12 protein-coding genes are annotated in these 14,330 nt (G+C 73.6%); 7 read left to right on the top strand and 5 right to left on the bottom strand.

The genetic code is table 11. From position 1 onward, the window contains the following. Nucleotides 1-118: 118 nt before the first annotated feature. A complete protein-coding gene (glmU, locus tag D7I47_RS02180; RefSeq protein ID WP_120761519.1) occupies nucleotides 119-1,549 on the top strand; it encodes a bifunctional UDP-N-acetylglucosamine diphosphorylase/glucosamine-1-phosphate N-acetyltransferase GlmU in 1,431 nt (476 codons plus the stop codon). A gap of 321 nt (nucleotides 1,550-1,870) precedes the next feature. Then, nucleotides 1,871-3,217, top strand: a complete 1,347-nt coding sequence (locus tag D7I47_RS02175; protein WP_120761518.1) for an HNH endonuclease signature motif containing protein — start codon at nucleotides 1,871-1,873, stop codon at nucleotides 3,215-3,217. A 233-nt stretch (nucleotides 3,218-3,450) separates the two neighbouring features. Here the strand turns inward: D7I47_RS02175 and D7I47_RS02170 are convergent, their stop codons facing one another. The 5 genes from D7I47_RS02170 to D7I47_RS02150 are packed head-to-tail and all read right to left on the bottom strand — an operon-like array spanning nucleotide 3,451 to nucleotide 8,684. After that, a complete protein-coding gene (locus D7I47_RS02170; RefSeq protein WP_120761517.1) occupies nucleotides 3,451-4,764 on the bottom strand; it encodes a DUF58 domain-containing protein in 1,314 nt (437 codons plus the stop codon). A 3-nt stretch (nucleotides 4,765-4,767) separates the two neighbouring features. After that, nucleotides 4,768-5,727, bottom strand: coding sequence for an AAA family ATPase (locus tag D7I47_RS02165; RefSeq protein ID WP_120761516.1), 960 nt, complete (start codon nucleotides 5,725-5,727; stop codon nucleotides 4,768-4,770). Between the two features lie 37 nt (nucleotides 5,728-5,764). Beyond that, entirely contained in the window at nucleotides 5,765-6,907 is a 1,143-nt protein-coding gene (locus D7I47_RS02160) for a DUF4350 domain-containing protein (RefSeq protein ID WP_120761515.1), read from the bottom strand. Next, nucleotides 6,904-7,593, bottom strand: a complete 690-nt coding sequence (locus tag D7I47_RS02155) for a DUF4129 domain-containing protein (protein ID WP_120761514.1) — start codon at nucleotides 7,591-7,593, stop codon at nucleotides 6,904-6,906. Before D7I47_RS02155 ends, D7I47_RS02160 begins: the two co-directional genes overlap by 4 nt. Beyond that, entirely contained in the window at nucleotides 7,590-8,684 is a 1,095-nt protein-coding gene (locus tag D7I47_RS02150) for a hypothetical protein (RefSeq protein WP_120761513.1), read from the bottom strand. Before D7I47_RS02150 ends, D7I47_RS02155 begins: the two co-directional genes overlap by 4 nt. A gap of 119 nt (nucleotides 8,685-8,803) precedes the next feature. Between D7I47_RS02150 and mtrA the strand changes: the two genes are divergently transcribed. From mtrA to hpf, 5 genes are all read left to right on the top strand, one after another. After that, complete coding sequence (gene mtrA, locus D7I47_RS02145) at nucleotides 8,804-9,484, top strand: MtrAB system response regulator MtrA (RefSeq protein WP_120761512.1); 681 nt, start codon at nucleotides 8,804-8,806, stop codon at nucleotides 9,482-9,484. Between the two features lie 9 nt (nucleotides 9,485-9,493). Beyond that, entirely contained in the window at nucleotides 9,494-11,077 is a 1,584-nt protein-coding gene (mtrB, locus tag D7I47_RS02140) for an MtrAB system histidine kinase MtrB (protein WP_120761511.1), read from the top strand. Further along, nucleotides 11,074-12,747 (top strand): LpqB family beta-propeller domain-containing protein, encoded by a 1,674-nt coding sequence (locus tag D7I47_RS02135; RefSeq protein ID WP_120761510.1) that lies wholly within the window; start codon nucleotides 11,074-11,076, stop codon nucleotides 12,745-12,747. The genes mtrB and D7I47_RS02135 overlap by 4 nt, the downstream gene beginning before the upstream one ends. Nucleotides 12,748-12,810: 63 nt before the next feature. Further along, on the top strand, nucleotides 12,811-13,494 hold the full coding sequence (locus D7I47_RS02130) for a ComF family protein (protein ID WP_120761509.1): 684 nt from the start codon (nucleotides 12,811-12,813) through the stop codon (nucleotides 13,492-13,494). A 97-nt stretch (nucleotides 13,495-13,591) separates the two neighbouring features. Beyond that, the gene (gene hpf, locus D7I47_RS02125; RefSeq protein ID WP_120761508.1) at nucleotides 13,592-14,257 is read left to right on the top strand and encodes a ribosome hibernation-promoting factor, HPF/YfiA family; all 666 of its coding nucleotides are present in this window, start codon (nucleotides 13,592-13,594) and stop codon (nucleotides 14,255-14,257) included. The last annotated feature ends 73 nt before the right edge of the window (nucleotides 14,258-14,330 follow it).

Raw genomic sequence — 14,330 nt, 5'->3', positions numbered from 1 at the left:
GCTCCGCGAGTCTGGCCGAAACCATCGACCCGATCAGACCGGTACCACCGACGACGACGATCCTCATGTCAAAGGAGACAAGGCGACCGGTCCGGATGTGACGCGGCAGAATGGAGCCATGACCGACCCCCGACTCGCCGTCATCGTGCTCGCTGCAGGGGAAGGCACGCGCATGCGATCCCGGCGCGCCAAGGTGCTGCATCCGATCGCCGGGCTGCCGATGATCGCGCACGTGCTCACCACGGCGCGGCACCTCGAGCCCGCCTACGTCGAGGTGGTCGTGCGGCACCAGCGCGACGAGGTGGCGGCGTGCGTCACCGAGTACTCCGCGGATGCCGTGGTGGTCGACCAGGACGAGGTGCCCGGCACCGGCCGCGCCGTCGAGCTCGCCGTCGCCGCACTCCCCGCCGACTTCGACGGCGAGGTGGTGGTGATCTCCGGCGACGTGCCGCTGCTCGACACCGACACACTGGCGGCGCTCGTCGCCCAGCACCGGGCGGCCGCGGCATCCGCCACCATCCTCTCCGCCGTGCTCGACGACGCCACCGGGTACGGACGCATCGTGCGCGACGCCGACGGGGCGGTGCGCGCCATCGTCGAGCACAAGGACGCGAGCGAGGCCGAGCTCGCCCTCACCGAGGTGAACTCGGGCAGCTACGTCTTCGCGGCATCCGCCCTGCGTGAGCTGCTGCCGCAGGTGGGGCTCGCCAACGCCCAAGGGGAGAAGTACCTGACGGACGTCGTCGCGCTGCTGCGGGCCGCATCCGCCCCCGTCGCCGCCGTACCCGTCGCCGACAGCTGGCGCGTCGCCGGCGTCAACGACCGGGCGCAGCTGTCGGAGCAGGCCGCGCGGCTCAACGCCATGATCGTGCGCGGGCACCAGCTGAACGGGGTGACCGTGCACGACCCCGCCACCACCTGGATCGACCTCACCGTCTCCATCGGGCAGGACACCGAGCTGCTGCCCGGCACCCGCCTCGCCGGCGCCACCAGCATCGACCGGGACGCCGTCATCGGGCCCGACACCACTCTCGTCGACTGCGAGGTGGGGGAGGGGGCCGTCATCTCGCGCACGGATGCGACGCTCGCCGTGATCCGCGCGTACGCCACCGTGGGGCCGTTCGCCTACCTGCGGCCCGGAACCGAGCTCGCGGGCGGCGGCAAGATCGGCACCTTCGTGGAGACCAAGAACGCCCGCATCGGCCGTGGGTCGAAGGTGCCGCACCTGTCGTACATCGGCGACACCGAGGTGGGGGAGGGCTCCAACATCGGCGCCGGCACCATCACCGCCAACTACGACGGGGTCGCGAAGCACCGCACCACCGTCGGATCGCACGTGCGCACCGGATCGCACAACGTCTTCGTCGCGCCCGTCACGATCGGCGACGGCGCCTACACGGGCGCCGGCACCGTCGTGCGGAAAGACGTACCCGCGGGGGCGCTCGCGGTGAACGTGGCGCCGCAGCGCAACCTCGAGGGGTGGGTGGCGGCGAACCGCCCCGGCACCGCGGCGGCGGATGCTGCCGCGGCATCCCCGCTGGTCGAGTAGCGGCCGCAGGCCGCACCCTCCCGCTGGTTGAGTAGCGGCCGCAGCCGCACCCTCCCGCTGGTTGAGTAGCGGCCGTAGGCCGCGTATCGAAACCCACGACGGACGCCCCTCGACGGGGCGCCCGTCGTCGGTGAGGCCCCACGTGTCCACGCCTGCACGGGTTTCGATACGCCCGCTGCGCGGGCTACTCAACCCGCGGAGGGGGCGCCTCGCGGCTCCTCAATCGGCGGCGGCGGGGGCCCGCTTCGCGGGACGCCCCGGAGTTCTCCACAGATCGCCGGAAACACTAGAACATATGTTCGAAACCTGCGACAATGGGGCATGCCCGATTTCACCGACACCCTCGCCGCTCTGGGCGACCTGTCGGTGCCGTTCGCCCCTCCCGCGGTCGCGCTGCTGAACGACGGCGGGCTTCTCGCCGCGCAGCGTCAACTGGCCGAGGTGCGCCGCCGGGTCGACTCCCTCGCCGCCACGGTGGCGGGCGAGATCGCGCATCGTTCGCGCCGCGAGTTGGGCCACAGCGGGCTCGCGCAGTCTCAGGGCCAGCGCACCGCCGAGGGGCTCATCTCGCAGCTGTCGGGCACCTCCACGCGCGACGCCCGCACCCTCGTGAAGGCCGCCGAACTGCTGCCGGCGGCTCCGCTGGCCGCGCCGACGCCGCGATGGATGCAGGTGATCGGCGAGGCGGTCGCGGCAGCCGCCATCTCGACCGAGGCCGCCGAGGTGATCCGCACGCGGCTGGCCGCCGTCGGCGCCCGCCCCGAGACGGATGCCGCGCTCACCGCGGCTGCCGAGCGGCTGGTCGCGGAGGCGGCGTCGCTGCCCATCGAGCAGTTGGCGGTGCGGGCGGGGTTCGTGCGTGACGAGCTGGATGTGGTGGGCGTGGCGGGGCGTGAGGAGGCCTTGCGTGAGCAGCGGTCTCTGCGGTTCTGGAAGCGGCGCGACGGGTTGACGGGCCTTGCGGGGGTGCTCGACCCGGAGTCGGCGGCGGTGCTGCTGCCGGTGGTGGAGGCGGGCACCTCGCCGCGGCGTGGGGGTCCGCGGTTCGTGGATCCGGATGCGGTGGCGCGTGCCGAAGACCTGGTGCGTGATGAGCGCACGACGGAGCAGCTCGCGCTCGACACGTTGGTCGAGGTGGTGCGGATCGGGTCCCGGCTCGACGACGGCACCCTGCTGGGGGATCGGAAGCCTGCGGTGCGGGTGCTGGTGACCGAGCGCGACCTTCGGGCGGGTGTCGGGGTGGCGTACTTCGAGGGGCAGACGCAGGCCGTGTCCGTGGCGACTGCGGAGCGGTTCATCTGCGAGTCGGGGGCGATCCCGATCCTGTTCGACGGTGACGGGCGGGTGCTGAACCTGGGGCGGGCGCAGCGGCTGTTCAGCGAGAAGCAGCGGGTGGCGATCGCCGCCCGCGACGGCGGATGTTTGATGTGCGATAGGCCGCCGTCGTGGTGCGAGGCGCATCACATCGACCACTGGGATGAACATCACGGCCGAACGGACGTCGACGACGGGGTGCTGTTGTGCCGGTTCTGCCACCTGCTCGTCCACAACCGAAGGTGGCGGGTACGGCGGAACGGGGGCGAGTACCACCTGGAGAAGCCCGACGGGGTGACGGTGGCATTGCCGACGCGCAGCCTCGCGCTGCAACGGTTGCGTCGCGCGAGCTGAGGCGGGGCGCCCACATCTCGATAGTTGAGGGATGCGGCTGCACCCATCCCGCTGGTTGAGTAGCCCGCGCAGCGGCCCCCCTCCGCTGGTTGAGTAGCCCGCGCAGCGGGCGTATCGAAACCCGTGCAGACGGGGTCGGGTGGGGCCTCACCGACGACGGGCGCCCCTTCGAGGGGCGTCCGTCGTGGGTTTCGATACGCGGCCTGCGGCCGCTACTCAACCAGCGGAAGGGGTCAGAGGCGGCCGGCGGCCTTCAGCGCGAGGTAGTGGTCGGCGAGGGCCGGGGGCAGATCCTGCGGGGCACCCGTCACCACGTCGCCCCCGAGGCGGCGGATGGCGGCGGCCACGCGCTGGGCGTCGAGCAGGGCGCGCTCGGCGGCGGCCGCACGGTAGACGCCCTCGCCGCTGTCGCGCTGCGCCGTCGCCGCCACCACATCCGGGTCGGTGACCGAGGCCACCACGACCGTGTGGTGGCGGGTCAGCTCGGGCAGCATCGCCAGCAGCGGCCGCGCCGAGCCGGGCGCGTCGATCGAGGTCAGCAGCACCACGAGCGCCCGGTGGGGCGTGATGGAGCGCACGAGCCCCGGCACGCCGTACCAGTCCGGCTCCAGCAGCTCCGGCTCGATCGGCGCCAGCACATCCACCATGCGCGCCAGCAGCTGCGCACCCGTCGCCCCCTGAACGCGCCCGCGCACCCGGCGGTCGTACACGGCGAGGTCCACGCGGTCGCCCGCGCGGGTGGCGAGCGCCGCCAGCAGCAGACTCGCCTCGAAGGAGGTGTCGAGCCGCACCTCGTCGGCGATGCGGGCCGCCGCGGTGCGCCCCGAGTCGACCACGAGCACGATGCGGCGGTCGCGCTCCGGGCGCCAGGTGCGCACCACGAGCTTCGCACCGCCGCCCGCCGGGTCGCGGCGGCGGGCCGTCGCGCGCCAGTCGATCGAGCGCACGTCGTCGCCGCGCACGTACTCGCGCAGGCTGTCGAACTCGGTGCCCTGGCCGCGCACGAGCAGCGCCGTGCGGCCGTCCAGCTCACGCAGCCGCGCGATCCGCGACGGCAGGTGGCGCCGGGAGGCGAACGGCGGCAGCACCCGGATCGCGCCCGGCACCCGCAGGGTGCGCTGCCGCGCCACCAGGTGCAGCGGACCCCACGCCCGCACCGTGACCCCCGCCGCCCGCAGCTCGCCGCGGCGGATGGGGGTGAGCGTCGTGTGCACGAGCCTCTGCTCGCCGGGCGGCACGGAGACGGGCTGCCGCGACGGAGCAGCCCCCGCCGACGGCTGCCACGCGTCGCGCAGCAACCCGCGCACCGTGCGGCGTCCGCCGTTGTAGACGGTGAGCGTGGTCGGCACCTGCTCGCCGAGCCGGGTGCGGGCGGGCACCTCGCGGGCGATGCGCAGCGCGATCGGCGAGCCGGCGAGCAACGCATCCGCGGTGCCCGCGAGCACCAGGAACGCGCCCCACACCCCCAGCCCCGCCCAGCCGCCGAGCAGCACGACGGGCACGGCGCCCACCGCGAGCGCCAGCACGAACCAGCCCGAGATCGCCATCGCTCAGATGGGAACGCGAACCTGCTGGATCACCGAGCGCAGCACGGCATCCGCCCCCACGCCCTCCAGCTCCGCCTCGGGACGCAGCTGGATGCGGTGCCGCAGCACCGGCAACGCCATCGCCTGGATGTGGTCGGGCGTCACGCCCGGAGCCCCCGACAGCCACGCCCAGGCGCGGGAGGCGGCGAGCAGCGCCGTCGTGCCGCGCGGGCTCACCCCGAGCCGCACCGAGGGGCTCTGCCGGGTGCCGCGCGCCAGGTCGACCGCGTAGCCGAGCACGTCGGCGCTCACCGGCACCCGCCGCACGTCGGCCTGCGCCGCCTGCAGGGTGGCCGCATCCACCACCGGGGTCACCCCGGCCGCCTCCAGGTCGCGCGGGTCGAAGCCGCCCGCGTGCCGGTTCAGCACCTCCACCTCGGCGTCGCGCGCCGGCAGCTCGAGCACGAGCTTCAGCAGGAAGCGGTCGAGCTGCGCCTCGGGCAGCGTGTAGGTGCCCTCGTACTCGATCGGGTTCTGGGTCGCCGCCACCAGGAACGGCGCCGGCAGCTTGCGGGTCACCCCGTCGGCCGACACCTGCCGCTCCTCCATCGCCTCCAGCAGCGCCGACTGGGTCTTCGGGGGCGTGCGGTTGATCTCGTCGGCGAGCAGGATGTTGGTGAACACCGGCCCCTCACGGAACTCGAACTCGCCCGTCTTCGGGTCGTAGACGACCGAGCCGGTGATGTCGCCCGGCATGAGGTCGGGGGTGAACTGCACGCGCCGCGTCTCGAGGCTCAGCGACCGCGAGAGCGAGCGCACGAGCAGCGTCTTCGCGACGCCCGGCACGCCCTCCAGCAGCACATGCCCGTCGGCGAGCAGCGCGATGAGCAGCCCGGTGACGGCGCCGTCCTGGCCCACCACCGCCTTGCCGACCTCGACGCGGACACGCGACAGGGCGTCGCGGAGTTCGGATGTGGTGCTCATGTCGTCCATTCTGTCTGCGGTATGGGTCTGGTCGGCCTCAGCGCGGCGTCACGTCGCGGGCGACGTCGCGTTCGAGGCGCAGCAGCTCGTCGGAGAGCCGCACGAGGGAGCGGTCGTCGGATGCCGTGGCCGAGCGCAGCAGCGCGTCGACGACGTTCGGGTCGCGGCCCGTCGTGGCGGCGGTGGTCGCGATCACCTCGTCGAGGGTGGCGGTGCGGGCGAGCCCGAGGGTGCGGGCGAGCCGTGCCACGGTCGCCGAGCGCAGGGTGCCGAGCGCGTGGTTGCGGGAGCCGCCGCGCTCGTAGAGCCGCGCGCGGCCGTCCATCGTCTCGCTCGAGCGCACCTCGACCGGCAGGTCCTCGACGACGACGGGCCCCATCCGGCGACCCCGCCAGACCGCCGCGGCCACGCCGACGAGCAGCACGAGCACGACGAGCGGCGCGAACCAGTCGGCCTGGCGCGAGGCGAGGCTGCCCTCCGGCTCCCAGGAGTAGTCGTCGAAGTCGGGCTGATACCAGACCAGGTGGCGGCGCTCGCCGAGCAGGCCCAGGGCGAGGGCGGCGTTGCCGGAGCCCGTGATGGTGTCGTTGCGCAGCAGGTCCGCGGCGCCGAGCACCGTCACCTCGCGCGTCTCGTAGTCGGCGCGCACGAGCGAATAGCCGTCGCCGGCCTCGTTCGGGAAGCAGCCCACGGCATCCGCGTCGACCCGGTAGGCGTCGCCCGCCGCCTCGATCCGCTCGGCGCGCGCGGCGGCCGGCAGCTCGCAGGATGCCGACAGCTCACCGCCCGTGAAGCCCGCGTACTCGACGCCGGGGGCGAGAGCCGCGAGGGCGTCGTCGTTCGGCAGCACGAGCAGGAAGTGGTCGGCGATGTGCGCGAGCTCCCCGTAGGCCTCCGGGGTGAGCACCCACCAGTCGTCGTCGACGAGCACGGTCGTGTCGGAGTACAGGCTGACGGCATCCTCGGTCTCCCAGAAGGAGCGCGTCACCTGCACGTCGACGCCCTGCGCGCGCAGCACCTCGGCGAGGGCGAGCGAGCCGACCGGCGAGCGGTCGTCGGGGTTGCGCAGGTGGTCGCCGACGGTCGAGTCGCGGCCCGCCGCCCACACGGTGAGCGCCACGAGCACGACGACGACGGCGAGTGCGGCCCAGCCGAGCCCGGCCCGCAGCGCGCGGCTCACGGCTTCACCCACTCGCTGCGGTCGACCTGGTCCTCCACGATCGCCGCCGCCGGGCGGCTGTGCTCGATGGCGCGGTCAAGCGCCACCATCGTCTCGTAGCGGTCGCGGTCGCCGCGGTCGCCCAGGTAGCGCACCGCGTCGAACTCGTAGGCGGCGCGCTCGAGGGCCGCGCCGTGCTCGGGCAGGGCGCGCGCGGCGCGGCGCGCCACGTCGTGGGCGGTGCTGCCCGGCAGCGTCGCGAGCAGGGCGCGTTCGTGCATCGCGCGCGCGATCGCCCGGAAGCGCTCGGCGATCGCGAGCGCCCACGCGCCCTCGCGGGCGGCGGCATCCGCGTCGCGGCGCATGGCGGCGGCGTCGCGCACGTCGTCGGCCTCGAACAGCTCGTCGGCGCCCACCTCGCTGCGGGCGCGCAGCCGCGGCACCCCGAACACGAGGAACGCCACCACGATCACGGCGATGCCGACGATCACGAGCACGACCACCCAGGCGGGCACCGACTCCGTGCCGCTCAGCGAGTCGAGCAGCTTCTGGAACCACCGCAGCAGCTCGTCGATCCAGTTCGGGCCGCTCGGCGCGGGCTCCTCCCACTGGTACTTCGTCTTCGCGAGCTCCTCGCGCAGCAGCCGGCGGGCCTCCTCGGCATCCGGGTCCAGCGGCGGGCCGAACGGCAGCGTCAGCGGCGTCATCCCCATGCCGACGCCCCCGGGTTCGCGGATGCCGGCGCGGCGGCGCCGGGCGTGCGGTACGGGTCGACCTCCGCCGGGTCGAAGCGGGTGCCGGGGCGGCGGTGCTCCATGAAGCGGCCGAGTTCCAGGTCGAGGCCCTCCTGGCGCATCCGCAGGTCGAGGTAGAGGATCGCATCCGTCGCGGTCGTGATGACGAGGCCGATCGCCCCGATGATCGCCCCGACGACGGCGGTGGCGATGTCGCTCAGATGCATGATGACGACCTGGTCGCTCGTGGCGCCGTTGCCCGCGACGATCGAGCCGAGCCAGGCGATGATGAGCTGCACGGGGATGCCGACGAGCAGCGTCGCGAGCCAGATCATGCTCCAGCACAGGATGCGGATGCCGAAGGTGCGCCAGAACTGGTGCCGGGTGAGGCGCCGGGCGCGTCCGATCGCCCGCCCGAGCGGCAGGCGTTCGACGACGAGCACCGAGGGCACGAAGGCGAGCCGGGTGCCGATCCAGGCGAGCAGCACGGCGGCGACCGTGTAGACGAGCGCGGCGATGAGCACGCTGCCCGCGGCGTCGGCCATCGCGGCCGCGCCGATGAGGGCGGCCCCGAGCAGCCCCGCGACGAGCAGCACGACCGACACGATGACCGCCCAGGCGGCGAGCGGACCGCGCACCCCGCGCGTGCGGCGCCGCAGCCCGACGGTCGTCAGCCGACGGCCGAGCACCGCGTGCGACACGTCGGCGGCCGAGACGCCCTGCTGCAGCACGCCCGCCGTCGTCGCGAGCACACGCACCACCATCCAGCCGATGAGGCCGGCGCCGAAGCCGACGAGCCAGTCGTAGGTACGCGAACTGCCGGCGCCCGAGCCGTAGCCGTCGACGAGCGGGTCGATCACCCACGTCGAGACGCCGAGCGCGAGCAGCGCCGCGGCGAGCGAGATGACGATCGAGGGCCCGAGCGTGACGGCCGGGTTGTGCCGCAGGGTGCGGAACGCGCCCGAGAGGATCTGCCCGAGGGTGAGGGGACGCAGCGGCACGAACGGCTCGCGCGGCGGCGGCGTCCAGGTCGGCGCGGGGAAGGCACCGATCGGTTGCGTCACCCGGCCCCCTTGGTTCACGAGAGTCGCTCACACGACTGGGCATATGCTTCCATACCCCGACTACTCTTGTCGTGAGCGAACCAACCCCGAACCCGGGCGACACGGAACGAACGAGGTCCATGAACGCGCGCATTCTCGTGGTCGACGACGACCCCGCGATCGCCGAGATGATCGGCATCATCCTCCGCGGTGAGGAGTTCGAGCCGCTCTTCGCCGCCGACGGCAAGATCGCGATCGACACCTTCCGCGCCGAGCGCCCCGACCTCGTGCTGCTCGACCTCATGCTGCCGGGCATGAGCGGCATCGAGGTGTGCCGCACGGTGCGCGGCGAGTCGGGCGTGCCGATCATCATGCTCACCGCGAAGGGCGAGGCGACGGATGTCGTGCAGGGCCTCGAGTCGGGTGCCGACGACTACGTCGTGAAGCCCTTCAACCCGAAGGAGCTCGTCGCGCGCATCCGGGCCCGTCTGCGCCCGGCGCTGCCCGACACGACGGAGCGCATCCAGATCGGCGACCTCGTGATCGACGTCGCCGGGCACGAGGTGCGCCGCGGCGAGAACCGGGTGAACCTGACCCCGCTCGAGTTCCAGCTGCTGCTCGCGCTCGCGGCGAAGCCCCAGCAGGTGTTCACGCGCGAGATGCTGCTCGAGCAGGTGTGGGGCTACCACTACAAGGCCGACACCCGCCTCGTGAACGTGCACGTGCAGCGGCTGCGCGCGAAGGTCGAGCACGACCCCGACAACCCGCGCATCGTGACGACCGTGCGCGGGGTCGGCTACCGCGCGGGCGCCGTCACCTAGGAGCCCGGGGTGCGGTGGGACTGGCGCGCCGGGCGGGACCGCCTGGTGCACCTGTGGCGCGGGTCGTTGCGGGTGCGCACCATCGTCATCACCCTGCTGCTGTCGGCCGTCGCCGTGACCGTGATCGGCGTCGTCATCTCCACCTCGGTGCGCACCAACCTGTTCGACTCCCGCCGCGACCAGGTGCTCGCGGAGGCGGGCCGCGCCACCGAGCAGGCGCAGTCGATGTTCACGACCGCCGCCGAGCTCGGCGAGACGGTCGACGCGCAGGCGACCGCCGACTCCGTGCTGTCGTCGGTGCAGCGCTCGACGACCGCGCGGTATCTGGCGTTCCTGTGGGTGCCGGGCCAGGACGTGCCGCGCACGGTCGACCCGCGGGCGAGCGCCGCGTTCGAGACGGGGGCGATCGCCGTCTCGTCCGAGCTGCGCGCGACGACGATCGACAGCGACGCGACGACGATCGCCTGGCAGTCGATCGCGGTGCAGAGCTCGGAGGGCGCCGATCCCGGCATCATGACCGGCTCGATCCTCGACACGATCACCGCGGGGCGCTACCAGCTGTACCTCGTCTATGACCTCGCCGACGTGCAGGCCACCCTCGACTTCGTGCAGTCCACCCTGCTGCTCGGCGGGTTCGGCCTCGTGGCGCTGTTCGGCGGGGTCGCCTACCTGATCGTGCGCCTCGTGGTCGGGCCGGTGCGGGTGGCGGCCGACGCCTCCGAGAAGCTCGCCGAGGGCGACCTGGGCGAGCGCCTGCCGGTGAAGGGGGAGGACGAGCTCGCGACCCTCGCGCGCTCCTTCAACCGGATGGCCGACAGCCTGCAGCGCCAGATCCGGCAGCTGGCCGACCTGTCGCGCGTGCAGCAGCGCTTCGTCTCGGACGTGTCGCACGAGCTGCGCACGCCGCTCACCACCATCCGTCTCGCGGGAGACGTGCTCTACGACCAGCGCGAGGACTTCTCGCCCACCACCGCGCGCACCGCCGAGCTGCTGCACACCCAGATCGAGCGCTTCGAGTCGATGCTCGCCGACCTGCTCGAGATGAGCCGCTACGACGCGGGCGCCGTGCAGGTGGAGACCGACCCCACCAACCTGGTGCGGCTCGTGGAGGAGTCGATCGAGGCGGTGCAGCCCCTCGCCGCGGAGAAGGGCAGCGAGCTGCGGCTCGTCGCGCCCGGCGGCTACTTCGAGGCGGAGGTCGACGTGCGCCGCATCCGCCGCATCCTGCAGAACCTGCTCGGCAACGCCATCGACCACGGCGAGGCGAAGCCGATCGTCGTCTACGTCGACTCCGACCAGGATGCCGTGGCGATCGCCGTGCGCGACTACGGCGTCGGCATGTCGCCCGCGCACGTGGAGCGGGTGTTCGACCGCTTCTGGCGGGCCGACCCCTCGCGGCAGCGCACCACGGGCGGCACGGGCCTCGGCCTCGCGATCTCGCTCGAGGACGCGGCGGTGCACGGCGGCGAGCTGGCCGTGTGGTCGAAGCCGGGCGAGGGCAGCTGCTTCCGGCTGACGCTGCCGCGGCGCCTCGGCGACGAGCTCTCCGGCTCGCCGCTCGCGCTGCCGCCCGACGGGGAGGTGGCCGCATGAGCCGCCCGACGCTCCGCCGCATCCGGATGACGGCCGCCCTGCTCGCGGGGCTCGTCGCGCTGACCGGCTGCGCCGGCATCCCCACGGGCGGGCCGGTCGGCACCGCCCAGCTGAGTTCGGGCGACGACGGCGGCGACCTCGTGACGATCGCCGAGGGGCCGCAGCCGGGGGCGAGTCCCGAGCAGCTGCTCGCGAACTTCCTGACGGCGCAGCGCGCACCCTCCGGCGACTACTCGGTGGCGCGGCTGTTCCTCACCGACGAGTTCCGCACCGTCTGGTCGCCGACCGAGCGGGTGCTCATCAGCAACAGCCCCACGACCCCCACCGCAGTGGCGGAGGGCAGCCTGCGGCTCACCGTCAACGTGCAGGCCTTCGTCAACTCGACCGGCAACTACAGCGAGCTCGCGAAGCCCGAGGCGCAGTCGCTCGACTACGAGTTCGCGAAGAACGCCGACGGCGAGTGGCGCATCGCGAGCGCGCCCGCCGGCATCCTGCTGTCGACCACCCAGTTCGCCACCACCTTCGGCGCCTACCCGCTGTACTTCTTCGAGCCGAGCGGCGCGTTCCTCGTGCCCGACGTGCGCTGGTTCCCCGACACCGCGTCGCGGCCGGAGCGCATCGTGACGGAGCTGCTCGCGGGGCAGTCCACCTGGTACCAGAACGGCGTGCTCGTGACCGCGTTCCCGAGCGGCACCAAGGTGCAGGACGTGACGATCGACTCGGGCACGGCGAGCGTCGACCTGTCGAGCGAGGTGGCCGCCCAGCCGGCGGATGCGCGCTGGCGCATGCAGCAGCAGCTCGTCGCGAGCCTCGCGCTCGGCGACGTCAGCAGCGTGCAGCTCACGGTCGGCGGGCTGCCGATCGAGGTGGGCAGCGGCACGAAGCCCGAGTGGGTGCTCTCGGTGTCGTCGAGCCCCGCGGGTCTCGCCGACGGCTCGTTCGGCTTCCTGAGCGCGGGCGGCGCGCGCTCGATCCCCGGCATCAGCTCGACGGTCGAGGGGCTCGTGCCGCTCGGCGCGACGCTCGGCCGCGACGCGACCTCGGCGGCGGTGCGCACCGCATCCGGGGCGTGGCTCGTGCCCGCCGACGGCGACCCGGCGCTGCTCGATCCGCGCTCCGGGATCGTCGACCCGGGGCTCGACGTGCAGGGCTACCTGTGGTCGGCGGTCGCGGCCGACCCGCACAGCATCGTGGCGTACGCGGCCGACGGCACGCCGCATCCGCTCTCGACCCCGTACCTGGAGGGTGAGATCCGCGCGCTGCACGTGTCGCGCGACGGCTCGCGGCTGCTCGTGGGGACGCAGGGGGATGCCGGCCCCGCGGTGACGATCGTCGGAATCGTGCGCGACGCGGACGGCGTGCCGGTGGGCCTCGGCGAACCGCTCGAGCTCGTCGTCGGGGAGGCGCCGCTGCTCGACGCCACCTGGGTCGACGCCTCGACGGTCGCCGTGCTGTCGCAGGAGGGCGACGAGACGCGCGTCGACCTGTACCGGATCGGCGGACGGCACGAGAGCTACGGCACGGTCGCGCAGGGCGTGCAGCTCGTGGGCGGCAACCTGGCCGACGGCCTGCGGGTGCGGGGCGCCGACGGCACCGTATGGCGGCACAGCGCGAGCGGCGGCTGGCAGTCGACGGGGCTCGTCGTCTCCTTCCTGGCCACCCTGCAGTAGGGGTTCTCCCCAGTTCGGCGGATGCCGCCTCCGGGTCGCGTGCGGCGGCGCGATGCTGGGCGCATGGTGCTGCCGGATGCCGTGCGCGAGGCGCTGCTCGACGCGCTCGCCCTCGTGCTGCCGACCGCGTGCGTCGGCTGCGGCCGACCCGACCGCACGCTGTGCGCGGGCTGTCGGCGCCGCGTCGCGCCTGCGCCGATCGCGACCACGGCGCCCGGCGGGCTGCGGGTGATCGCGGGCGCCCCCTACCGCGACACCGTGCAGCGGGTCGTGCTCGCGGCGAAGGACGGCCGCACCTCGCTCGCCGTCCCCCTCGCCCCGCTGCTGCTCGCCGCGCTCGCGCACGCCGCCCCCGATGCGTCCGTCGAGCTCTGCCCGGTCCCCTCGACGCGCGCGGCGCTGCGCCGCCGCGGCTACGACCCCGTGATCGTCGCGATGCGCGCCGCGGGCCTGCGTCCCGCCCGGCTGCTGCGCCCGGCCCGCGCCCACGCCGTGCAGAAGGGCCTCGGTCGCACCGAGCGCGCCGCCAACCTGCGCGGCGTGCACCGCGCCCGGTCCCGCCTCGACGGCCGCCGCATCCTGCTCGTCGACGACGTCGTCACGACCGGCGCCACCCTCGCCGAGGCGGCCCGCGCCCTCCGCGCCGCGGGCGCCGAGGTGCTCGGCGCCGTCACGATCGCCGCCACCCCGCGGCGGCTTCCCGGGGGAACCGGCACTCACACCTCGCGCTCAGCGAAACGGAGGTGACATCCGGGGAAGGGCGGACTACGGTGGGCGAAAAGGCGAGAAGGAGACGACCGCCTGATCGATAGGCGGCACTTCGAGCCGGATCAGGGAGGTCGCCATGGATGTCACGATCACCGGACGGAACGTCGGGATCCCGGATCGGTTCGAAGAATACGTGACCGAGAAGAGCGACAAGATCGCCACCCTCGCGCCGCGGGCCCTCGCCCTCGAGGTGAAGCTGTGCCGGCACCACGAGACCAACGGATCCTCCGGCGACGACCGCATCGAGCTCACCCTCATCGGTCCCGGACCGATCGTGCGCGCGGAGGCCGGGGCGGGCGACAAGTACGCCGCCTTCGACGCCGCCTTCGACAAGATCGTGGAACGCATCCGCCAGGCGAAGGACCGCCGCAAGGTGCACCGCGGTCAGCACCGCCCCACCTCGCTGCGCGAGGCGGCCGCCGACGGCTTCAGCGGCGTCGACATCACCCCCGCCACCGCGGAGATGATCGAGAAGGTCAGCACGGGCGCCATCGACGTCGTGACGGGGGGCGAGGAGGAGCAGGAGTGGAGCCCCGTCGTCATCCGCGAGAAGCTGTTCCCCGCCGAGCTCATGACCGCCGAGGAGGCCGTCGACCGGATGGAGCTCGTCGGGCACGACTTCTTCCTCTTCATCGACGCGCGCACCGACCGGCCGAGCGTCGTCTACCGCCGCAAGGGCTGGGACTACGGCGTCATCGGGCTCGAACAGGAGCAGGAGGCGCTCGCGGCGGCCGGCCGCTGACGCCGGTCGCCACACGAACCTCCCAGCCCGCATCCGACTAGGCTGAACAGGTCAAGGGCGCTTCCGCGCGCCC

It is taken from the genome of Protaetiibacter intestinalis, assembly GCF_003627075.1.
Taxonomy (GTDB): domain Bacteria; phylum Actinomycetota; class Actinomycetes; order Actinomycetales; family Microbacteriaceae; genus Homoserinibacter; species Homoserinibacter intestinalis.
This window is presented reverse-complemented; position numbering and strand designations above follow the sequence as displayed.

Excerpts from the sequence above, each read along its gene's own strand:
- D7I47_RS02130 (WP_120761509.1), top strand. The coding sequence starts at position 12,811 with ATGGTGCTGCCGGATGCCGTGCGCGAGGCGCTGCTCGACGCGCTCGCC.
- D7I47_RS02135 (WP_120761510.1), top strand. The coding sequence starts at position 11,074 with ATGAGCCGCCCGACGCTCCGCCGCATCCGGATGACGGCCGCCCTGCTC.
- glmU (WP_120761519.1), top strand. The coding sequence starts at position 119 with ATGACCGACCCCCGACTCGCCGTCATCGTGCTCGCTGCAGGGGAAGGC.
- D7I47_RS02175 (WP_120761518.1), top strand. The coding sequence starts at position 1,871 with ATGCCCGATTTCACCGACACCCTCGCCGCTCTGGGCGACCTGTCGGTG.
- hpf (WP_120761508.1), top strand. The coding sequence starts at position 13,592 with ATGGATGTCACGATCACCGGACGGAACGTCGGGATCCCGGATCGGTTC.
- D7I47_RS02170 (WP_120761517.1), bottom strand. The coding sequence starts at position 4,764 with ATGGCGATCTCGGGCTGGTTCGTGCTGGCGCTCGCGGTGGGCGCCGTG.
- mtrA (WP_120761512.1), top strand. The coding sequence starts at position 8,804 with ATGAACGCGCGCATTCTCGTGGTCGACGACGACCCCGCGATCGCCGAG.
- D7I47_RS02165 (WP_120761516.1), bottom strand. The coding sequence starts at position 5,727 with ATGAGCACCACATCCGAACTCCGCGACGCCCTGTCGCGTGTCCGCGTC.
- D7I47_RS02155 (WP_120761514.1), bottom strand. The coding sequence starts at position 7,593 with ATGACGCCGCTGACGCTGCCGTTCGGCCCGCCGCTGGACCCGGATGCC.